The sequence below is a fragment of the Inquilinus sp. KBS0705 genome (assembly GCA_005938025.2).
Classification (GTDB): Bacteria; Bacteroidota; Bacteroidia; order Sphingobacteriales; family Sphingobacteriaceae; genus Mucilaginibacter.
This window is the reverse complement of record VCCI02000001.1, coordinates 2,322,950-2,343,302: the sequence shown is the minus strand read 5'-3', so window position 1 is coordinate 2,343,302 and position 20,353 is coordinate 2,322,950. Positions and strand designations below refer to the sequence as shown.

Annotated in this window: 20 protein-coding genes; 12 read left to right on the top strand and 8 right to left on the bottom strand. The window is 42.0% G+C overall.

The window, feature by feature from the left end:
* Window position 1 precedes the first annotated feature (1 nt).
* The 3 genes from FFF34_010430 to FFF34_010420 all read left to right on the top strand — a co-directional run bounded on the left by FFF34_010430 (window position 2) and on the right by FFF34_010420 (window position 1,572).
* Entirely contained in the window at window positions 2–511 is a 510-nt protein-coding gene (locus FFF34_010430; protein ID TSD67778.1) for a hypothetical protein, read from the top strand.
* Window positions 512–556: 45 nt separating this feature from the next.
* A complete protein-coding gene (gene purN, locus FFF34_010425; protein TSD67777.1) occupies window positions 557–1,135 on the top strand; it encodes a phosphoribosylglycinamide formyltransferase in 579 nt (192 codons plus the stop codon).
* A 68-nt stretch (window positions 1,136–1,203) separates the two neighbouring features.
* Window positions 1,204–1,572, top strand: coding sequence for a four helix bundle protein (locus tag FFF34_010420; GenBank protein ID TSD67776.1), 369 nt, complete (start codon window positions 1,204–1,206; stop codon window positions 1,570–1,572).
* A gap of 74 nt (window positions 1,573–1,646) precedes the next feature.
* Here FFF34_010420 and FFF34_010415 read toward each other — a convergent pair whose 3' ends face one another.
* Window positions 1,647–2,054 carry a hypothetical protein gene (locus tag FFF34_010415; GenBank protein TSD67775.1) on the bottom strand — a complete coding sequence of 136 codons (408 nt, stop codon included), beginning with the start codon at window positions 2,052–2,054 and terminating at the stop codon, window positions 1,647–1,649.
* Between the two features lie 133 nt (window positions 2,055–2,187).
* Between FFF34_010415 and purH the strand changes: the two genes are divergently transcribed.
* The 6 genes from purH (at window position 2,188) to rodA (ending at window position 9,593) form a co-directional block, all read left to right on the top strand.
* Window positions 2,188–3,714 (top strand): bifunctional phosphoribosylaminoimidazolecarboxamide formyltransferase/IMP cyclohydrolase, encoded by a 1,527-nt coding sequence (gene purH, locus FFF34_010410; GenBank protein TSD67774.1) that lies wholly within the window; start codon window positions 2,188–2,190, stop codon window positions 3,712–3,714.
* A gap of 172 nt (window positions 3,715–3,886) precedes the next feature.
* Window positions 3,887–4,909 carry a rod shape-determining protein gene (locus FFF34_010405; protein TSD67773.1) on the top strand — a complete coding sequence of 341 codons (1,023 nt, stop codon included), beginning with the start codon at window positions 3,887–3,889 and terminating at the stop codon, window positions 4,907–4,909.
* A gap of 93 nt (window positions 4,910–5,002) precedes the next feature.
* The gene (gene mreC, locus FFF34_010400) at window positions 5,003–5,836 is read left to right on the top strand and encodes a rod shape-determining protein MreC (protein TSD67772.1); all 834 of its coding nucleotides are present in this window, start codon (window positions 5,003–5,005) and stop codon (window positions 5,834–5,836) included.
* Window positions 5,829–6,347 carry a rod shape-determining protein MreD gene (locus tag FFF34_010395; protein ID TSD67771.1) on the top strand — a complete coding sequence of 173 codons (519 nt, stop codon included), beginning with the start codon at window positions 5,829–5,831 and terminating at the stop codon, window positions 6,345–6,347. The genes mreC and FFF34_010395 overlap by 8 nt, the downstream gene beginning before the upstream one ends.
* Window positions 6,344–8,332, top strand: a complete 1,989-nt coding sequence (gene mrdA / locus FFF34_010390) for a penicillin-binding protein 2 (protein TSD67770.1) — start codon at window positions 6,344–6,346, stop codon at window positions 8,330–8,332. The genes FFF34_010395 and mrdA overlap by 4 nt, the downstream gene beginning before the upstream one ends.
* Window positions 8,325–9,593: a rod shape-determining protein RodA gene (gene rodA / locus FFF34_010385; GenBank protein ID TSD67769.1), complete on the top strand. Its 1,269-nt coding sequence runs from the start codon at window positions 8,325–8,327 to the stop codon at window positions 9,591–9,593. Before mrdA ends, rodA begins: the two co-directional genes overlap by 8 nt.
* On the opposite strand, the gene FFF34_010380 is transcribed toward rodA, so the two are convergent.
* The gene (locus FFF34_010380) at window positions 9,584–10,654 is read right to left on the bottom strand and encodes a hypothetical protein (protein TSD67768.1); all 1,071 of its coding nucleotides are present in this window, start codon (window positions 10,652–10,654) and stop codon (window positions 9,584–9,586) included. The genes rodA and FFF34_010380 overlap by 10 nt on opposite strands.
* A gap of 77 nt (window positions 10,655–10,731) precedes the next feature.
* On the opposite strand from FFF34_010380, the gene FFF34_010375 reads away from it, so the two are divergent.
* Both FFF34_010375 and FFF34_010370 read left to right on the top strand, forming a co-directional pair.
* Window positions 10,732–11,304, top strand: coding sequence for a thymidine kinase (locus FFF34_010375; GenBank protein ID TSD67767.1), 573 nt, complete (start codon window positions 10,732–10,734; stop codon window positions 11,302–11,304).
* A 158-nt stretch (window positions 11,305–11,462) separates the two neighbouring features.
* A complete protein-coding gene (locus FFF34_010370; protein TSD67766.1) occupies window positions 11,463–11,834 on the top strand; it encodes a response regulator in 372 nt (123 codons plus the stop codon).
* Window positions 11,835–11,898: 64 nt separating this feature from the next.
* Here FFF34_010370 and FFF34_010365 read toward each other — a convergent pair whose 3' ends face one another.
* Window positions 11,899–14,082 carry a TonB-dependent receptor gene (locus FFF34_010365; protein ID TSD67765.1) on the bottom strand — a complete coding sequence of 728 codons (2,184 nt, stop codon included), beginning with the start codon at window positions 14,080–14,082 and terminating at the stop codon, window positions 11,899–11,901.
* Between the two features lie 98 nt (window positions 14,083–14,180).
* Window positions 14,181–14,729: a hypothetical protein gene (locus FFF34_010360; GenBank protein ID TSD67764.1), complete on the bottom strand. Its 549-nt coding sequence runs from the start codon at window positions 14,727–14,729 to the stop codon at window positions 14,181–14,183.
* A 151-nt stretch (window positions 14,730–14,880) separates the two neighbouring features.
* On the opposite strand from FFF34_010360, the gene FFF34_010355 reads away from it, so the two are divergent.
* The gene (locus FFF34_010355) at window positions 14,881–15,975 is read left to right on the top strand and encodes a flippase-like domain-containing protein (protein ID TSD67763.1); all 1,095 of its coding nucleotides are present in this window, start codon (window positions 14,881–14,883) and stop codon (window positions 15,973–15,975) included.
* On the opposite strand, the gene FFF34_010350 is transcribed toward FFF34_010355, so the two are convergent.
* The 4 genes from FFF34_010350 to FFF34_010335 form a co-directional block, all read right to left on the bottom strand.
* Window positions 15,972–18,335, bottom strand: a complete 2,364-nt coding sequence (locus tag FFF34_010350) for a response regulator (protein TSD67762.1) — start codon at window positions 18,333–18,335, stop codon at window positions 15,972–15,974. The two genes, FFF34_010355 and FFF34_010350, sit on opposite strands and share 4 nt — an antisense overlap.
* A gap of 312 nt (window positions 18,336–18,647) precedes the next feature.
* A complete protein-coding gene (locus tag FFF34_010345; GenBank protein ID TSD67761.1) occupies window positions 18,648–19,211 on the bottom strand; it encodes a GNAT family N-acetyltransferase in 564 nt (187 codons plus the stop codon).
* Window positions 19,212–19,228: 17 nt separating this feature from the next.
* The gene (locus FFF34_010340) at window positions 19,229–20,008 is read right to left on the bottom strand and encodes a toxin (protein TSD67760.1); all 780 of its coding nucleotides are present in this window, start codon (window positions 20,006–20,008) and stop codon (window positions 19,229–19,231) included.
* Complete coding sequence (locus FFF34_010335; protein ID TSD67759.1) at window positions 20,008–20,220, bottom strand: hypothetical protein; 213 nt, start codon at window positions 20,218–20,220, stop codon at window positions 20,008–20,010. Before FFF34_010335 ends, FFF34_010340 begins: the two co-directional genes overlap by 1 nt.
* Window positions 20,221–20,353: the final 133 nt, after the last annotated feature.

Sequence of the window (20,353 nt, the reverse complement as noted above, 5' to 3'; positions counted from 1 at the left end):
AATGAAGAATAAACGGATACTTTTTTCACTGGCAGGCCTGGTGGTCGCAAGCTTTGTTATCAATTCGTGTAAAAAAGAGGACCAGAGCAATATACCCAATTTGTTTAGTACAGGGGCATGGCAGCTGGCATCAGTAAACGTATATCATTATATAGGCGATGCGCAGGAGTCGGTGGATACTTTGAATACTGATTGCGATACTACACAATTATTTATCTTTAATAAAGATATGACCTGCACTTACACCAATTTTGATTGCAAAGCGCAGCCAACCGCTACTGGTACATGGTCGTTAGCTAAAAACAAGCTTACCTTGTATGCCGATATGGTATGCAAAGATACTACCGCAGTGGGTAGTTCCAAGCCGTTTGCTAACGCGCAGATATTTAACATTGGGCAGTTTTCGCTGGTATTACAAACAGGCGATACTAATCCATATTATACATCAACACAGGTGCGAACGGTAACCCGATATGGCTTTATAAGGCAAAAAACAACAAGTACTAATTAAATTGTTAAAAATTACTATTTTGCATAGCAAAAGCTACCAGCCATTTTGAAAAAAAGAATAGCCATTTTTGCTTCAGGTTCCGGATCAAATGCCCAAAAAATAATGGAGCATTTTAAGCGCAATGCCGATGCCGAGGTTGTATTGATACTTACTAATAACCCGCAGGCTTATGTTTTACAGCGTGCCGATAATTTTGAGATACCTTCGCACATATTTACCCGCCACGAATTTTACGATACCGATGATGTAATAAGCTTGCTTAAAAACCTGCAGGTAGATATTATTGTATTGGCCGGTTTTTTATGGCTGGTGCCACCAAGTTTATTAAATGCTTTCCCTAATAAAATTATTAACCTGCACCCTGCCTTGCTACCCAAATTTGGCGGCAAAGGCATGTATGGCGACAATGTACACAAAGCCGTGTTAGCCGCAGGAGAAGAGGAGTCGGGCATTACCATACACTTTGTTAATACCCAGTTTGACGAAGGCGAGATCATACACCAGTCGCGTTTTAAGATAGAGCCCGGCGATAACCTGGAGATGGTAAAATTTAAAGGCCAGCAACTGGAACACCAACACTTCCCCAAGGTGATTGAGAATTTATTGAAGAAGATGCGGAGCTAAGTTTAGAGGGTAGAGGCTGGAGGTTTGAGATTAGGGTAAAGCCTTATTTATGTTTAGGAGGTTAGTTTATGGCAGGGTTTATGGACCTGGAAGTTTGGAAGAAATCAAGAATATTAAGAAATAGTATAACTGAACTCGTCAAATCATTTCCCAGCGAAGAAAAATATCGGTTAACAGACCAAATCATTCGATCTTCGCGCTCTATCGGAAACAATATCGCAGAAGGTCATGGTCGTTTCCATTATCTGGACACTTCAAAGTTTTTAATAAATGCACGAGGTTCCGCCGCAGAGACTATAGACCATTTGATTATTGCGCTTGATAATGATATTATTGATAATGATATATTTCAAAGATTCAAATACGATTGTGAAGAATGTATGAAAATGATAAACGGCTATATCAATTACCTAAAAAAACAAGCTAATGAAAAATAATAATAGCTTGTAAATAATCTACCTCTACGCCGCGGCTTCTAACCTCTAATCTCCAGCCTCTAAACTCTAAACTTTCATTTCACCTTCACAAAATGTGTCGAGCAGCCTTCAATACAAATTGCCGGGCTAAACGGACTGATACTTAACGAATCGCCCTTTATTTTGTATATAAAAGTTTCGTGCCTAGCGGTATCTGCGCTGTTGCTCATGGTTAGTTTAAGGCTGTCATTCACAACATACTTGTTGTAATCGTTAACGCCTGTCCACGTTAAGGTGCCGTTGCTTTTTAATTCTAAAAAAGTAGTGTTATTATTTGCCTTTACCCAATACTGCGGCCCGCCCGAGCTTTGCATGCTGCCCGTAAAAAGCCATTTGCCGGTAAGGGTAGTATTACCGACTTGCTTAATACCATCTTTTGTGCAGGCACTAATAACCATGGTGGCAATTAAGGCAAGTGCTAATAGTTTACTTAAACTTTTCATGTATTTTAGGTTTATATCTATTACGCTGGCAAAGCTGTAAACGATACAATAATAATTATAAAAAAACTAAGCTTAACCCGCTAATCTCTAATAGGTAATGTGTACCTTTGCGGCTCAAAAATTTCCCGTCGCAATGAGTCATTCTGTTCAAATTAGAAACGCATTAATTTCTGTTTATTACAAAGATAACCTGGAGCCTATAATTCACGAGTTAAACCGATTAGGAGTAAATATTTACTCTACCGGTGGTACCGAAACATTTATACGCGACCTTGGTGTTGATGTAATTGCTGTTGAAGACCTTACATCGTACCCGTCAATATTGGGCGGCCGTGTAAAAACCCTGCACCCAAAGGTGTTTGGAGGTATTTTGGCACGCAGAAGCTTAACCAGCGACCAGGAGCAATTGACCCAATATGAGATACCCGAAATTGACCTGGTTATAGTAGACCTTTACCCGTTTGAAGAAACAGTAAACTCGGGCGCTGGCCAGGAAGATATCATCGAAAAGATAGATATTGGTGGTATATCATTAATACGCGCCGCTGCTAAAAACTATAAGGATGTAGTTATTGTGGCATCAAAAAACGATTACACAGTACTGGAAGAGTTATTAAAAACTCAGGAAGGCAGCACCACTATCGATCAGCGCCGCACTTTTGCGCAAAAAGCCTTTAACATATCATCAAATTACGATACACACATTTTTCAGTACTTTGACCAGGCCGAGCCAATGCCGGTGTTTAAACAAAGCATACAAACCAGCCAGGTTTTAAGGTATGGCGAAAACCCTCACCAAAAAGGTACTTTTTACGGTAACCTTGATGCCATGTTTACCAAGCTAAACGGTAAAGAGCTATCGTACAATAACCTGGTAGATGTTGACGCTGCCGTTGCCCTGATAGATGAGTTTACAGACCCTACCATTGCTATATTAAAGCATACCAATGCCTGCGGCATTGCATCGCGCACATTTATTAAAGAGGCCTGGATAGATGCCCTGGCCTGCGACCCGGTATCGGCCTTTGGTGGTGTTATTATTGCCAACGACGAGATTGACGCGGCCACAGCTACCGAAATAGATAAAATATTTTACGAAGTATTAATTGCCCCGGCTTATACCGACGAAGCTGTACAGATATTGCAAGGTAAAAAGAACCGCATCATATTAATTCGCCAGCGGGTTGAGTTGCCGCTTAAGCAATTTAAAACCTTATTGAATGGCGTTATTGAGCAGGATAAGGACCTGGTTATTGAAGGCCCGGCACAAATGACCGCCGTAACTGACAAGAAACCTACCGAGCAGGAGTTAAGAGACCTTTTCTTTGCCAATAAAGTGGTTAAGCATACCAAATCAAACACTATTGTTTTTGCTAAAAATAACCAGTTAATGTCAAGTGGTGTAGGCCAAACTTCAAGGGTCGATTCGTTAAAGCAGGCTATTATTAAGGCGCACAGCTTTGGGTTCGATCTGCATGGCGCGGTTATGGCGTCTGACGCATTTTTCCCATTCCCTGATTGCGTAGAAATAGCTGCAGACGCAGGAATAACCGCCGTTTTACAACCCGGCGGATCAATAAAAGATAAAGACTCGGTTGATATGTGTAACCAAAAAAATATTGCCATGGTTACCACAGGTGTGCGCCACTTTAAACACTAAAAACCGGCACTTATTTACCCTTATTAATACGAATTAAGTAAAATAACAGTTACTATTACTAATTTAACATAATTACATCATATAGTAATAATTAGTATAGTAGTTATATTATATTCGTGAAATAAGAGTGCCATAAATATTAACTTTGCAAATAATTTGAAATATACACCACATGGGTTTATTTAATTTTTTCACACAAGAGATTGCCATCGATCTGGGTACTGCAAATACCCTAATTATACATAATGATAAAGTAGTTGTTGACGAACCATCGATAGTTGCTTTTGACCGTACTACCAATAAAGTTATTGCCATTGGCCGCCAGGCTATGCAAATGGAGGGTAAAACCCACGATAACATCCGTACCGTTCGCCCGCTTAAAGATGGTGTTATTGCCGACTTTAACGCTGCCGAGTTAATGATACGCGGGATGATAAAAATGATTAACCAGGGTAAAGGATGGTTTTTCCCATCGCTGCGTATGGTTATCTGCATCCCATCGGGTATTACCGAGGTGGAGAAACGTGCCGTACGCGATAGTGCCGAAATTGCAGGGGCTAAAGAGGTGTACCTGATATACGAACCAATGGCAGCAGCCGTAGGTATAGGTATTGATGTTGAGGAGCCTATGGGTAACATGATTATCGATATTGGTGGTGGTACTACCGAGATTGCGGTTATTGCGCTATCGGGTATTGTTTGCGACCAGTCTATCCGCGTAGCGGGCGATAACTTTGATTCTGACATTGTACAATACATTCGCCGCCAGCATAATATTATGATAGGCGACCGTACTGCCGAGAAAATTAAGATAGAAGTAGGTGCCGCTCTTCCGGAGCTGTCTGAACCACCTGCTGATTATGCTGTACAAGGCCGCGATTTAATGACAGGCGTTCCAAAACAGATCACCGTATCGTACACCGAGATAGCACATTGCCTTGATAAATCTATTTCGAAAATAGAAGAAGCGATATTAAAAGCATTGGAGATAACCCCTCCCGAGCTTTCGGCAGATATTTACCAAACAGGTATTTACCTAACCGGCGGCGGTGCATTACTGCGCGGACTGGACAAACGTGTGGCTGCAAAAACCAAGCTGCCTGTACACGTTGCCGAAGACCCGCTGCGTGCTGTTGTACGTGGTACCGGTACGGCACTTAAAAATATAGGTAACTTTAAATTCTTAATGCAATAGTATTAATGATTGAATTACTGAATTATTGAGTTAGCGATTTTAAGAAATGCAATTCAATAATTCAGTAATTCATTAATTCACTCCTTCAAAAGCATGCGTAACCTCCTGATATTTATCACTAAGTACAACGCATTTTTCTTGTTCCTTATCTTCGAGATAAGCTCCCTGCTTATCTACATCAAATACAATTCTTTTCAAAGGGCATCATTTATAAATAGTACAAACCAGGTTACCGGTGCTATGTATGCCAAAACAGATGAATTTAAAGATTACCTGTCCTTAAAGGAAGTGAATGATAACCTGGCACGCGAAAACGCGCAACTGCGCAACCAGCTAAAATCATCAAAGTATGCTGATACCGTTAGTAAACACCGCGTAAACGACACCATTTACAAGCAACAGTACGAATACATACAAGCCGAGGTGATCAATAACTCTATTAATAAGCGTAACAATTACCTTACCATAAACAGGGGTAGCAGTAATGGTATTGCCAAGGGTATGGGTGTTATTAATAATGCCGGCGTAGTGGGTAAGGTTGTTTTTGTAGATGCGCATATGGCGGTTATACAATCGCTGCTGCACAAAGATTCGCGCTTTAGCGCAATGCTGGCCAACAACAAAGAGATTGGCTACCTGGAGTGGGGCGATAACATGGACCCGCACAAGGCCCTGTTGGTTGACGTATCAAATAACGCCCAGCCAAAAATAGGCGAAGCAGTAGTTACATCAGATCTTTCCCTTTTCCCGGCGGGTATACCCCTGGGTAAAGTAAGCGCGTTAAAAACAAAGGGCGGCGGTTTCTTTTTAAATATGGAAGTGACGCTGGCGGTTGATTTTAGCAAGCTGCAATATGTATATGTAGTAAACAACAGGTTTGCCAAAGAGCAGGCGGGACTGGAGGCCCAGGAGAAAAAAGATGAGTAGGACCCTATTAATTAACCTGGTGCGCTTTTTGGTTTTGGTGTTTTTGCAAGTGTTTTTGTTAAAGAACATATCGCTGTACAACCTTTCTACCCCATACCTGTACATCCTGTTTATATTATTGCTGCCGTTTGAAACGCCAAACCTGCTGTTGTTTGCCCTTGCCTTTATTTTGGGCCTTACTATAGATGCTTTTTACGATACCCCCGGCTTGCACGCGGCATCGTGCGTGTTGTTGGCATTTGTAAGGGTGCTTTTTATCAGCATTACCGTACAAAAAGAGGGTTTTGATAACGAACCCGAACCTACGCTAAGCATAATGGGTTTTAGGTGGTTTTTTACCTACGCCTTAATACTTACCCTTTGCCATCATTTCTTCCTTTTTAATGTCGAAGTTTTTCGGTTATCAGAGATCGAATACACACTAACCCGCTTTTTATTGAGTTCAATATTTACAGTATTTTTGATGCTGATTTCGGGCTTGTTATTTTTCAGAAGGAAAGAGCGTAAATGAATAGTTTTTTTGAACGCCGGTACGTGGTTTCCGGTATCTTCATCACATTTTTACTCATATTGTTAGGCAGGCTGTATTATATACAAGTGGTCGACGATCGTTACTTCCTGTACGCCAGCCAAAACGTTATCCGCAAATTTATTCAGTACCCTGCCCGCGGCCCAATATTAGACCGCAATGGCAAAATAATGGTGCAGAACGAGCCTGTTTACGATATTATGGTGATACCCAAGCAGGTAAAATCATTTGATACGGTTGAGTTTTGTAAACTATTGGGGATTGATAGGGATGGCTTTGATAAACGCTTATTAAAAGCCACTAAATATTCACCTTATCGGGCCTCCGTTTTCGAAAAGCAATTATCGGCACAATTATATGCCTCTTTTCAGGAACGGCTATCGGAGTTCCCGGGGTTTTACCCGCAGCAAAGGCCGGTGCGCACCTATCCCGATTCGTCGGCAGCGCAATTTTTGGGTTATATAGGCGAGGTAACCGACCCTATCATCAAACGCTCGGGAGGTTATTATAGTCCCGGTGATTATGTGGGGATAACCGGAGTCGAAAAATCGTACGAAACCGTTTTACGCGGCCAGCGCGGTGTACAAAACTGGATGGTAGATTCGCGCAACGTACGTAAGGGCCCTTATGCAAATGGCGCTTATGATACTGCTGCCGTAGCCGGCGAAAGGCTCATATCATCATTAGATATGCGTATACAAAAGCTTGGCGAAAAGCTTATGCAAAATAAGGTAGGCAGTATTGTGGCTATTGAACCATCAAGCGGCGAGATACTATGCTTTGTAAGCAGCCCCACCTACGACCCTAACCTGCTGGTAGGCCGCGAACGCGGTAACAATGCCGCCAAATTATATAAAGACCCCTATAAGCCATTTTTTACCAGGCCGGTACAGGCTTATTATCCGCCGGGCTCGTCGTTTAAACCGCTAAGCGCTTTAATTGGTTTGCAGGAAGGGCTTATTAAACCCACCGATACTTACAACTGTTTAGGCTATTATATGGCCGGTAACCACAAGGTAAAATGTACCCACGTGCATGGTGTAGTTAATTTGGCAGGGGCCATAGCAGGGTCGTGCAATGGCTACTTTAACATGGTGTTTGCAAAAGTACTTAACCAGCAAGGCAGCCGCAACACCGACCAAAGCTACGATGCCTGGAAAGAGAATGTAAACAAATTTGGTTTTGGGGTGCGTTTAGGCGTTGATATCCCCAGCGAAGGAAAGGGCCTGGTGCCCAGTGCCAAGTACTACGATAGAATATACCATAAAGGCGGCTGGCGTTCAACCACGGTAGCCTCATTGGCCATTGGCCAGGGCGAATTGCTGGCCACGCCTTTACAACTGGCCAACATCGAGGCTACCATTGCCAATCATGGGTTTTATTATAAACCACACTTGATAAAAGCAATAGGCGATAAACAGGTTATTAAACGCGAATACACCATAAAAAACTATGTAGGTATTGATGCGCAATATTTTGAACCGGTTATAAACGGCATGCAAAGCGTGGTTGATTATGGTACGGCACAAGGCTCAAAAATACCGGGCATTGTAATGTGTGGCAAAACGGGTACGGCGCAAAACCCGCATGGTAAAAACCACTCGTTGTTTGTGGCGTTTGCCCCACGAGATAACCCTAAAATTGCTATTGCCGTAGTGGTAGAAAACTCGGGCGATGGTGGCACCTGGGCAGCACCAATTGCCAGCTTTATTGTAGAGAAATACCTGCGCGATAGTATAACCCGTCGCCCATCGGGTATTTACCCCGAGTATTATGAAAACGCTTACCTAATGCCCGAAATAAGGGAATCTGTTAAAAAGCAGATGAGGGCCGATAGCATTAAGCAGGCCGTAGCCGATTCGATAAGAGCAGCAAAGAAGTTAAAAACCGCGCAGGGCCAGCCCAAAAGTAATAATAAGGCAGCTAACGTTACCGCCATGCTACCAAAACGAAAGGACGATGAATAATCAACGCAGCTTCTTTTTTAATGTGGATTGGGTAACCGTGCTTATCTATTTGGCACTATGCACCATAGGCTGGTTTAATATACATGCGGCTGTATTTGACGAGAACCACCCTAGTATTATAGATGTTGATACCAACTACGGCAAGCAGTTTATTTTTATACTAACTGCTATAGTTATCGGTATTGTTATTTTATTGCTCGAGAGCCGCTTTTTATCCGCTTTAGCGCCGGTGTTTTACACCATTACGGTACTATTACTTATAGTAGTGCTGGTGGCCGGGCACAGGGTAGGCGGTAACCAGGCCTGGATAAGCCTTGGAGGGGGCTTTAGGCTGCAGCCATCAGAGTTTGCTAAGTTTGCCACCTGTTTGTTACTGGCGCGGTACCTTAGCGCCACAAACGTAAAAATCACCGATTTTAAATCGTTTTTGATAGCGGCGGGTATTATACTGCTGCCTATGCTGCTTATTAAGCTACAGCCCGATGATGGCTCGACACTGGTATTTTGTTCGTTGATTTTTGTGTTGTACCGCGAGGGCCTGCCGTCATATTTCCTTATCATTATAGGCTTGTTTATTACGCTGTTTATAATGGCATTGCTGGTTAATGTGTGGTATATAGTTATTGGCCTTTCGGCTATAGTGGTAGTGCTTATATTGCTCTTTAATAAACACCGAAAATTTTCGTTGATCGTTCTGGTAGGGCTGGTGTTATCCATTGCCTTTTCTTTTAGCGTGAAACCACTTTATACACACGCCTTAAAACCGCATCAGCGTGTACGTATTGATGAAGTGCTGGGCTTAACAAAAGACCTGCGCGGGGTGGGTTACAATCAAAACCAATCAAAAATTGCCATAGGTTCTGGCAGGGTGTGGGGTAAGGGATATTTGCAGGGTACACAAACCAAATACGCGTTTGTACCCGAGCAAAGCACCGACTTTATTTTTTGTACCATAGGCGAGGAGTGGGGCTTTGCCGGCTCAATAGTGGTAATGGGCCTTTACCTGTTTATGCTGCTCAGGATAGTATATATAGCCGAGCGCCAGCGTGCACCATTCTCGCGCATTTACGGCTACGGTGTGGCATCAATACTCTTCTTCCACGTCATCATTAACATAGCCATGACCATTGGCTACATGCCCGTTATTGGCATACCATTGCCGTTTATCAGCTACGGCGGGTCATCCTTGTGGAGTTTTACCATCCTGCTGTTCATCCTGCTCAAGCTCGATTCGAACAGGATGGGGATCATTTACGCGTAGCGGCGTTTTAGCAAAGCATAAAATTTATCGGCAGTGGCTTTTTTATCGGCCCAGTTGTTTTTGGTAACGTAGTTGGTTTTTAAAAAGCGGTCGGCTTCTTCAAAGCGGGTAAAGCGGTTAACAATTTCGATAGCTTCGCTGTAGGCCAGGCTATAACCATTAAAAAGATCCTTTACAAACAGGAGCTTGTCGTTAAGGCTTATAGCCGCCTTAATATCAGTAATAGGCGGTTCGCTTGTTTCGGCTGCGCTGCTTTTCTCTTTTAATTGAGCCGACATCTTCTCGTTAAGCGTTAGCACCTTTTCTTCTGCTTTAGCTTGTACCGGCTCAGGCTTTTTAATAGGTTCGTCTTTTATTACAACCGGCTCCTCATTCTTTTCTGCCCCGGCTTTCGGTTCATCGGCATAAATACTTAAAAGCGGTACACGCCCGGTAGGGAATATTTTTGATAGCCTGCTTTTAGGCTTTTCCTCTTCAGCGGGTTTCACTTCTTCTGCCGGTTTATCGGCTAACGGCTTTTCTACTACTGTAGCCTTATCTTCAATAACAGGTGCCGTTTCAGGTTCAGGTTTTATTAAAGATACTTCTTCCTCTTCTGCTAAATCGGCCTCATCAATTATTAATTCATGGCGTATGGTTTCCGGCTCGGTTCTTTCAAACGAATAGCTGTCCTTGTCAGTTGTTGTGCTCAGGTCAATTTGCGGGGCTGGTTGCTCTTCAACAGGGCTTATTTCAAAGGTTATAGGTTCGGCCTTTTCGGGTTCAGGTTCGGGCTTTGCCGGTGCTTTGGAAGTTACCTTAGGCTGTTGCACCAGTGGTTCAAAATATTTTGGCTCAGCTTTCTTTCCGGTATGCTCCGGCAGGGTAAGCTGAGTTTGGCTTTTAATTAAGTTTAGTTTGCGCAGTATTTCGGCATGGTCTTTTAAAAAGTGAGTATTAGCAACAAACAGCTCCACTTCTAAGTCGTTAAGACTATCTGGTGTGGTTTGCATGTACTCATATTGTTCGTTCAATTCTAGTATTATCGCGCCTATCTTTCTGAATATTTCCGGCTGCTTCATGGCTTTTAATGTTAACAAATTGCTTATCAAAAATAGCATAAAATTCTGATATTAGCCCCTCACAAAAGATTAGCGCGTTGTATACCGAGGAAGTTTTTAAAAGGAATAATGAAGTTGGGGGAAGTATAGAGGTGATCTGCGGGTCGATGTTTTCGGGTAAAACCGAAGAATTGATAAGGCGGGTTAACCGCGCCCGTATAGCAAAAGTTAATGTAGAGATATTTAGCCCTGTAGCCGATACCCGTTATGATAAAAGCGCGCTGGTGTCTCATAATTTAAATTCAATCCCTTCAAAAGCGATAGCTAACCCTGCCGAAATACTATCCCTTGCCGACGACATACAGGTAGTTGGTATTGATGAGGCGCAATTTTTTGATGATACCCTGCCCGAAGTATGCTTAACGCTTGCCGACAAATGCATACGCGTAATTGTAGCCGGCCTGGATATGGATTTTAAAGGCCGCCCCTTTGGCCCCATTCCTGTGCTGATGGCCATTGCCGACTCGGTTACAAAGCTGCATGCTGTGTGTGTAAAATGTGGTAAGCCTGCCCTTCATTCGTACCGCCTTGTGCCCAACGAGAGCCGTATACTATTGGGCGAAAAAGAAAGCTACGAAGCGCGTTGCCGCACCTGCTTTAAGGCCGGATAAGTATAGTAATGCCTCTCTCCCGGTATCGTAAAGTCTCATCAAGCTGTTATAAGGCAGTTTTGGATGTGTTTCGTAAACAATAATAAGGGATGTGTGTTATTGTTATGTACATAACATACACACAACGATACAAGCTAAGCGATTATAATAGTTGAATTATGGCCTCGAAAAAGATTTTGGTTATTGAAGATGATAAAGATATAAGGGACACTTTAGAAATGGCCCTTGAAGCCGAGGGTTATGAAGTGATATCATCTGATAATGCCAGAATACTAAAGTCGTTGGATGTGCACCAACCCGACTTGATATTGCTTGACAACTGGCTTACCGATTGGAAAAGTGACGCTAACGGACAGCAAATAAGTAAAGAGCTAAAAACCGACCCTAAAACCAGCCATATACCCGTTATACTGGTATCGGCAGTAAGCAATATAGCCGAAATTGCTGAAGCAGGGTTAGCCGATGGTTACTTAAAAAAGCCATTTGACCTGGATGAACTGGCAGCGGTAGTAAAGAAAAATATTAAGTAAGGTAAAAGGGTAGCACTACATAAAAAAGGCGAAAGGTTATTATAACCTTTCGCCTTTTGCCTTATTACAATTTTAAGCCTAAGCCTATGTTAAACGATATGCCATCGCCTGGCAATATGCCAGGGCCTGGGTACATGTTTATACGGCGGGTAAAGTATTTTTGGTTGGTTAAATTATTAATGTTAAAGCTAACATGGTAATTGCCGAGGAAACGATAATTAAATGCCATATCAACTAAATTGTAGGCGGGCACAATGCCGGTTGCGCCTGTTGGGTTAAATGTAGTGTTGTTGGCATCGCTAAAGTTTTTCCCTACGTAGCTAAACATTACAGTGCTGGTAACAGGGCCGCTTAAATAGGTTAAACCGGTGCGGTTGGTCCAATCGGGTGTGCCTTCCAGGTGATGGCCAGCCAAGCTTTGATTAACACCATTTACGTTTATAGCGCCGCTGGTATACCTGCCATGCGTATAAGCAAGCGTATTAAATAAACGCAGGTCGCTGCCCGATTGTGGGTTAAACGAGCGCAACAGCGACAGTTCTGTATACGCTTCTACCCCCTTTGCGATACCGTTGCCAACATTGGTTAAATATAAATGGTTAACGTTTGCATTATCCTGCACGGTTAAAGTACCTGCACGGTTGCCGTAGTAAACATAAAAGCCGTTTACATCAAATGTAAATATGTTTTTAATGTGCCCGCGGTAGCCCAAATCGGCATCATAACCTTTACTGTCCTTCATGTTAGGGTCAACCAATGTTAACTGGTCCGCAGGGGTAACAGCTGCATATAGGTAGGGGCGGTAGGCTTGCGATATATTGCCATATAACTGCCCGCTATTGTTTACCTGGTACTGCAAACCGGTGCCAAATAAGGCAAAATGCCTATTGCCGGTGTAATTTACATTTACGGTGCGGTTAACAATTACGCCGCTCATATCAGTATTTATCACTTCGTATCTTACACCCGGCGTAGCCGAGAATTTTGAACTAATGCGGAACAAGTTTTCGGCGAAGGCGGCATAGTTATGTGTTTTTAATTGTAGGTCTATCCCATAAGGTACGGTAAGGTCCAGGTCAAAATTGGTAGCGGTAGTTCCCAAGCCTTTCTGGCGGCGTTTGGTTAACTGGCTAAAGTAGCGTACACCTGTGGTTAAGGTGCTGGTTTGGCTGCCCAGCTTGTAATTAGTTAGCAAACGGGCCTCGGTTGTAAAACCATTGTAGTAATCGCGGTCAACCTGGCGTGGGTTATAGCTTTTAAGGCTGGTGTTCACCGTATCGTTTACGCTTGAGGGTGCTATGAATTGTACGCTGTTACGCTGGCCTATCAGCATATGCGAAGTAACTTCCAGCTTGGTTTTATTGCTTAAATTATAGTTGAACAATATGGCCGGTATATTAATTTCCGGGTTAAAAAAGTTGCGGAACCGGTTGCTTTGCCTGCTGGTAGCACTGTACTGCGCATCTGTTAAACCACCCGCAATTTGCTGTACATAGTCCGACCGTGAAAACTGGAAGGCAATGCTGCCTTTATTGTTAAACTGGTATTTAATGTTGGCATAGTAGGCATGGTAATTAAACGCCGCATCGGGCCGCCAGCCATCGCCGCTGCGCGTGCTCAAATAGGCATAATAGCTTATTTTGCCCACCTTGCCGCCAATGGCGTTGTACGAGTTGAAGAACTTGTTGGACCCTGTGGTTTGCTCGCTTTCTATCCCGAAGTTTTTGGTGCTGTCGGGTTCTTTAATTTTAAAGTTTACCATGCCGCCAAACTGGCTGCCAAACTGCAAAGCCGATGCGCCGCGCAGATACTGTACCTCGCCAATAGCCTGAAAAGGCAGCGTGTAATGGTTTTCGGGATACCCAAACATATCCGAATTGGTATTATAGCCATTTTGGCGTATGTTGGTTTCTATCGACCGGTGCATATCGGTACCACGTGTGCCAATATTTATTTGCAGGCCGGCGCCGTCCATTTCCCACACGTTGATGCCCGGCACTTGCGAGAAAAGCGTACGGGCCGTATTCCCCGCTAAATTTGCCTTGCCGGGGTCGGCATAAATAATATTAGTTTTTTTTCCTGCGAATATGTTAGTGCCCGATATATCCGGCAAGCTTTTGCTTCGGCCTTCTTTTATCATAACGCTATCAAGCCTTATGGTATCCCTGGTGGTTTTTTGTTGCGCCTGCACGCCGAAGGTGCCCAACAGCAGTAAAACCGCCATGGGTATTTTATATAGATGTTTCATCCTGTGTTATAGTAATAAGTTAATGGAATAATAAAATAGCGCAACACCCGCACACCCGTGTACAGGTAAAATTTAAAAGGCGCTAAAAATTTTAAGTATTAACCTACTAACTCCGGAGGTTGCCCGTGTATAGCAATGAATGGCAGATTGATATTAATAAACAAGGGTTTCATGGTGTTGAGTACCACATCATTAAACGATAGGAATTGAAATGCTATTTCGGGATGGCTATATTTATTATCTGCGCCCGCCTTTTTTACTGACGACTCCTGTCCCTTTTCAAGCGGTATATCATTTATCTCTTTGGCGTAGATAACGTTATTGTCTATTAGCTTGGTTTTTTCGTAATTGGGCACACACATAATGTACAGCGTGTCTTTAGTTATTTTAAGCTTTACATAATTGTAGCAGGCATTTTTTAACTGTACATGGCCGCTAACATTCTCAAAATCGGCCCACTCGCGTATACCGGGCAGGTTTTGTTTTATTTTAAGTTCTATCAGTTTATTGGGGTCGTAAAGGTTTTGGCTTATAAGTTTGTTCATACGCCTGTCAGACCGATCTACCAAATACTGGTGCCATAGCATATACCCACCCAGGTTAAACAGGTGTACAGCAAGTAATACTATGGCAAAAAGCTTTTTCAATATTAATATTTATGACTGCCAATTTTAAACAAAATTTGCGGTTAATATATAAATAAAGCCACATTTATAACAAAAGCCTAATAAGCGCGAAACAATTTATAGGCAATAAATATTTACTTTACATTTGCGCTTAAATACCTGCAACTATTAAATGACACCAGTAAATACGCAAGAGAACACCACCGTAGAGAAACAGGAAGTACAAAAAGTATTTGATAAAGATGTTATTATAAAAGGCAGTATCTGGTTTGCCTTAATATCTGTTATTACTATAGCCGCGGTTTTCTTTTACAACAATACAGGCACTACATTTAAGGCCATGTCGCATATATCTATCAAGTATATTTTAATATGCTTTGTAATGATATTTGCCGATTTGATGATGGGCAGTTGGCGCAACCACATTTATGTGCGTAAACTGGCGCCGGCGGTATCGCACTGGGTAAGCTTTAGGGCCAATGTGGCCAATATGTTTATGGGCGCGGTAACACCAGCACATGGCGGTGCCGGCCCTGCACAAATATATGTTTACACCAGCAACGGCGTAAGCTTTATTGATGCCTTTACCATAAGCTTAATAAACATGGGTGCTACGCTTATATTTATGCCGCTGGCGGGCTTTGTAGCTATTATGCTGATGGATACCAGCGTGGTAAGCGGTATAGTACCTACTATGCTTAAATATGGCTTTACCTTTTTTCTACTGTTTCTGATGGCGTTTTTACTGGCTTTTTGGAAACCCGTTTGGATGGGCGTCATCATCAAAAAACTGGCGAATGGCTTGTCGAAAATATTTCCGAAAAAGCGCGATAAACTTAATCTCTGGGCCGAAAAATCGTACCAGGGTATCAGCAAGTATCAGCAAACCTGTAGTATAATAGTAAGCAAACACCCTTTCCTGTTTCCGCTTAGTTTGGTTATCACTACCTTTTTATATATGAATAAGTATTGTATGCAGTATGTTATCCTTTTAGGGTTAGGTGTTAACGCGAGTCTAATACAGGTGATATCCATACAGATCCTCATTCAGTTTTTAATATACTTTGCACCCAGCCCGGGCGGCAGCGGCTTTGCCGAATTAAGCATATCTACCTTATTTGGCCGAATTGTGCCTGCTGCTATTTTGCCTATATTTACATTGTTACAACGTTCGTTCCTGCTGTTCTTTCCGGCTATTATTGGGGCATATGTAGTAATAAGTTTGCTAAGAAAGCACAGTTTGGCTAAAAAGCCGCTTCAAGCTTAATCTAGGTATAACAACACCTTGCGATAAAGCTCATCGGGCAGGAAAGGTTTTACCACCACATCGTTAATTCCCGTTTGCTTTATTTGTTCCTCTATCTCTTTTGGCAGGTTGGCTGTAAGCGCTATAATGGGGATGGTTACACCATTGGCACGCATTGTTTTTGATGCCTCGTAGCCATCCATTATGGGCATATGCAGGTCCATTAATACCAGGCTGTGTTTAGCGGTATCCAGTTTGTTAAGGGCCTCAACGCCATTTACAGCAACATCAATACTTGCGCCCCAACGCTGTAAAAAGGTTTGTGCCACCATTACGTTAATAGGGTTATCCTCTACCAGTAATATATTTACGCCGGTTAGCGGCTTTTCATTTTTTATAGGCAGGTCGCTTTGTGGTTTTGGCCTGTCGAGTGTCTTGGTGCTTTTTTCAAAGGTTTGGATAAAATAAAAGGTCGATCCTTTACCCTCGTCGCTTACCACCTGCAGGTTTGAGTTTTGCAGATCAAGTATACGTTTGCTAATGGCAAGGCCCAGGCCGGTTCCGCCAAAGCCCCTTGATGTTGATGAATCGGCCTGTGTAAAGCGTTCAAAAATAAGTTCCTGTTTAGCTTTTGATATGCCTATCCCTGTATCTTTTACCTGTATGCTTAGGGTAATTGTTTTTTCGGTTTGGCCAATTACATCAATAGCCACATGCACGTAACCTTTCTCAGTAAATTTTATAGCATTGTGCACCAGGTTGGTTATTACCTGTGTAGTCCTTATCGGGTCGCCGTATAGTTTGTTTTTAAGGGCGTCATCAACCATTAGTTTAAGGCCAATACCCTTATCCTGCGCGGTGGTATTCATGCTGCCAACCACATTGCGGGTTAATGATACGATATCCATTTCGATATGCTCAAAAGCTATTTTACCGGCCTCTATTTTATTATAATCTAAAATATCGTTAACAATGCCCAACAGGTTATTGGCCGAAAATACCATAGCATCCAATTGCTCCAACTGATCGGGCCTGGGGTTGTTTTTAAGCAACAAATGGCTCATGCCTATTACCGAGTTAAGCGGGGTGCGTATCTCGTGGCTCATGGTGCTTAAAAACTCGCTTTTAGCTATCAGTCCCTGCTCGGCCTGGGCACGTGCTTTTTTCAGTTCGAACGATACGCGGTGCGACAGCACAAGCGATTGCAGGAAGAAGAAGCTTACATAGCCTAAAAAGCTAAATATTTGCCATTGGCCTATAAAGCCCCAGTAATGAAACAAGGATATAGCGAACACAGACATTAATGCTATTGAACTGGTTAACGCGTATACCGAACCCGGCCTGCCATGTTTATAGGCTCGTATATAAACCCAGGGGATGTATACGAGGCAAAACACCATAAGTAATAAAAAAGGGTTTATCAGGTCGGTAAAGTAAATGGGCGGCAAGAAAACCGATATAAACGCAAACGAAAAACACACCACACTAATAACGTTGGTTACCATGTTCTTCGAATCTTCGGGGTATAAATACCGGGTATATAGGCCAAAAAGACCTATACCTAAAAAAAGCGAAATATACTCTACACGTACAAAAATATACCAGCTTACATCTGGTAATAAGGTATGCAATACATAATTGTCGGTACCTATCATGCGGTAACAGTACACAATTGAGTATAACGAGAATAGCAGTACGGCTTTATCGCGGTTACCAAAAATGTACAAGCCTAAAAAGAACAGGCCGCCCATAAACAAGCAACCTGTAAGCAACAGGTCTATAGCTTCGGCACGCTGCCGTGTTAGCTTTACATCATTGTTAAGACCTATAGATAATGGTTTTTTTATACCGCCTTTGCTATGTACAAAATTGGCTATTTGAAGCACAATATGCAGTGTGTCGGTTTTGGGCGCTACGTATACCGAGTTATATTCCCAGTAGGGTTCAAACCCTTTTGGCGATGTACTTACCTTACCGTTTGAAGCCGCTAACACACCGTTAACAAATAGTTTGTACGAGCAGTATACATCGGGCATAGCCATGCGCAATGCCGGCTTTTTGTGGGGTAATAATACCGTTAAGGTATAGGATGCATAACCAAAGGCAGGCAGGTCTTTACCGTTTACTTTATAGTTGGTCCATAATTTAGGGAAAGTGACGAGTGTGCCGCTTTTATTTATGGGTTTTAATGGGTCTATCAGTTGTTTCCAGTAAAAAGCCCATTGGCCGTTAAGTTCTATCGGCTCGGCAAAGTTTTGATCGCGCAGATCGATGAGTCCGTTTTTAACAACAGGCAACGCTTTTGGCGGTGTATAGCCATAGGTTGTAAGGCTACAAATGATCAGCGTTAGCACTGTACAAAAAAAGGCTTTGGTCCTCATCAATAAATCAGGGTAATTAAGTAGGTAAATATAATATAAACCCTTTTAAAAAACAGGCTAAAAAACAGCTTTAAAGTGTTTAAATAGCTATTATATGCGATTATTTAAAATTAAAATGATGATTACCAAAAGTTAGGATACAAAGCCAATTTAGCAAGTAAATTAACTACATCATATTTTTGTGATACTCAACGTAAACCAAGCCCTATCGGTTAGTTGTTGATAGTTTGGATAAGCATGCGTATTAAATAAGTAAGTTTATCTAATACCATTCTTTTACTTTACACGGCTAAATTGCGGGTAACGATGAGCTTATTTAATTCGGTACTGCAAATGGTAATGAAAACCGCCCAATAAACTCTTTTCGCCCGCTATTTTAAAGCCTAAGTCGGTATATAGCTTTTTTGCTTTATCGTTACCCTTGCTTACCAGCAAGCCTACAGTAGGGTGGCCATGTTCTTTGGCCCGTTCAAATAAAGCTTGTATCAGTTTTTTGGCAATACCCTTACCCTGTTGCTGCGGGTTTACAGCAAGGCAGTCAATATAAAATTCTCCTGGCTGGGTTTCGTCTTCGGGTGTGCCGCTAAAGCCTAATACGGTGCGGGTGTAATTTAAAAAGGGCTGGCGCAGGGCATCCAGTTGGCCGCCATTGTAACCTATTATTATGCCGCAAACGCCATCCTCGTTATCATCCCAAACCAAAATATTATGATAGCTATACTGGTTGCCGGTTTGGGCTGCAAAGCGTTCAAATAAGTTCAATTGTAAAGTGGTATCGGTAGTATTGGCAAACTTAGCTGCAAGTGCATTCCCCATTGCCAGCAGTATAAGCTGTGCAATTGCTGGGGCATCGTGGGCTTGGGCGGGGCGTATCATAAAGACGGCCTAAATGTTTACTTTGTTATTTTATCCGAATAGTAAATTTTAAACCAGTTAGGCACATCATCATCATTAATATCATCCCAGGCTTTTTTACCACTAATAATTTTAAAGTGTGCAAACATTTTGAAATCTACGCCTTCTTCAGAGTTGTCAAAAAAGAAAGCTTGATGGGCCAATTGTGAAGCATCATGTAAAAGGTTTAAAGCCTTGTAATATCTTTTTTCAATTTTATCTATTGGCACACTATGCCCACCCTTTTTCATACGTGCCTCAACACGAAACTTATTAATTTCTGCTGATTCTGTACAAACAAAGTATAAATACACTTTATATCCGGCATTTACAGCATCTTGCATAATATCCAGTTTAGAACTGTGGGAGAAAACAGTTTCAAAAGAGAACCTTTTTTGTTCTTTAAGTAATTTTCTACGTAAATAATCAGCTACTATTTGTGCTAATCGTTCAATTTCATCAAACTGTGTGCAATGGATGGAATTATTGGTAATACTATAGGCTTTTATTAGTCGGTTAAGTGTGAATTGATCATTAATTAACCCTGATGCTGAAACAATTTTATTGAACTCTGCGGATTGAACTTTGAAATTATATTGATTAAAAGAGAAACCCGATTTGGTTTTTAACTCTTTGGCTATGTCATCAGCATTTATATAATAGCCAAATTCGACATTTTTTTCGTTGACTTTATAATTTCGGATGAAATCAATAACTGTACTTTTCCCTGAACCATTTGGCCCTGCAAATACCCTTAGTTTGGGTTGGACGGAATCCATTAATCTAATATAACAGGGCCTGTATGATCGGATGTTTTAATTTCTTCAATAAATTCTATAGTCCCGTCCCGGTACTTTTTAACTATCCAACCGTTTTGGGCTATTACATTGTATCCCATGGTATCCATAGTTTCCTGTGAAGCCTTTTTCATCCCTTTTTTCGTGGCGCGAATAACAACCCGTTTGGTTAAATACTCTTCTTGTGTATTCATATTTAAAGTTACGAATTTTTAAATAATGTTTCAAAAAAACAAGATATCCGTCAATTATATCATAAAACTTCTCGTTTGATTAATAAATAAAAAAACAGAAATTGCCCCTGCTAATTATTACCTCAAAAAACAA

Coding starts and splice junctions, on each gene's coding strand:
- FFF34_010430 (TSD67778.1), top strand. CDS start 2: ATGAAGAATAAACGGATACTTTTTTCACTGGCAGGCCTGGTGGTCGCA.
- FFF34_010420 (TSD67776.1), top strand. CDS start 1,204: ATGGCAGGGTTTATGGACCTGGAAGTTTGGAAGAAATCAAGAATATTA.
- FFF34_010415 (TSD67775.1), bottom strand. CDS start 2,054: ATGAAAAGTTTAAGTAAACTATTAGCACTTGCCTTAATTGCCACCATG.
- purH (TSD67774.1), top strand. CDS start 2,188: ATGAGTCATTCTGTTCAAATTAGAAACGCATTAATTTCTGTTTATTAC.
- FFF34_010405 (TSD67773.1), top strand. CDS start 3,887: ATGGGTTTATTTAATTTTTTCACACAAGAGATTGCCATCGATCTGGGT.
- mreC (TSD67772.1), top strand. CDS start 5,003: ATGCGTAACCTCCTGATATTTATCACTAAGTACAACGCATTTTTCTTG.
- FFF34_010395 (TSD67771.1), top strand. CDS start 5,829: ATGAGTAGGACCCTATTAATTAACCTGGTGCGCTTTTTGGTTTTGGTG.
- mrdA (TSD67770.1), top strand. CDS start 6,344: ATGAATAGTTTTTTTGAACGCCGGTACGTGGTTTCCGGTATCTTCATC.
- rodA (TSD67769.1), top strand. CDS start 8,325: ATGAATAATCAACGCAGCTTCTTTTTTAATGTGGATTGGGTAACCGTG.
- FFF34_010380 (TSD67768.1), bottom strand. CDS start 10,654: ATGAAGCAGCCGGAAATATTCAGAAAGATAGGCGCGATAATACTAGAA.
- FFF34_010370 (TSD67766.1), top strand. CDS start 11,463: ATGGCCTCGAAAAAGATTTTGGTTATTGAAGATGATAAAGATATAAGG.
- FFF34_010365 (TSD67765.1), bottom strand. CDS start 14,082: ATGAAACATCTATATAAAATACCCATGGCGGTTTTACTGCTGTTGGGC.
- FFF34_010355 (TSD67763.1), top strand. CDS start 14,881: ATGACACCAGTAAATACGCAAGAGAACACCACCGTAGAGAAACAGGAA.
- FFF34_010350 (TSD67762.1), bottom strand. CDS start 18,335: ATGAGGACCAAAGCCTTTTTTTGTACAGTGCTAACGCTGATCATTTGT.
- FFF34_010345 (TSD67761.1), bottom strand. CDS start 19,211: ATGATACGCCCCGCCCAAGCCCACGATGCCCCAGCAATTGCACAGCTT.
- FFF34_010340 (TSD67760.1), bottom strand. CDS start 20,008: ATGGATTCCGTCCAACCCAAACTAAGGGTATTTGCAGGGCCAAATGGT.
- FFF34_010335 (TSD67759.1), bottom strand. CDS start 20,220: ATGAATACACAAGAAGAGTATTTAACCAAACGGGTTGTTATTCGCGCC.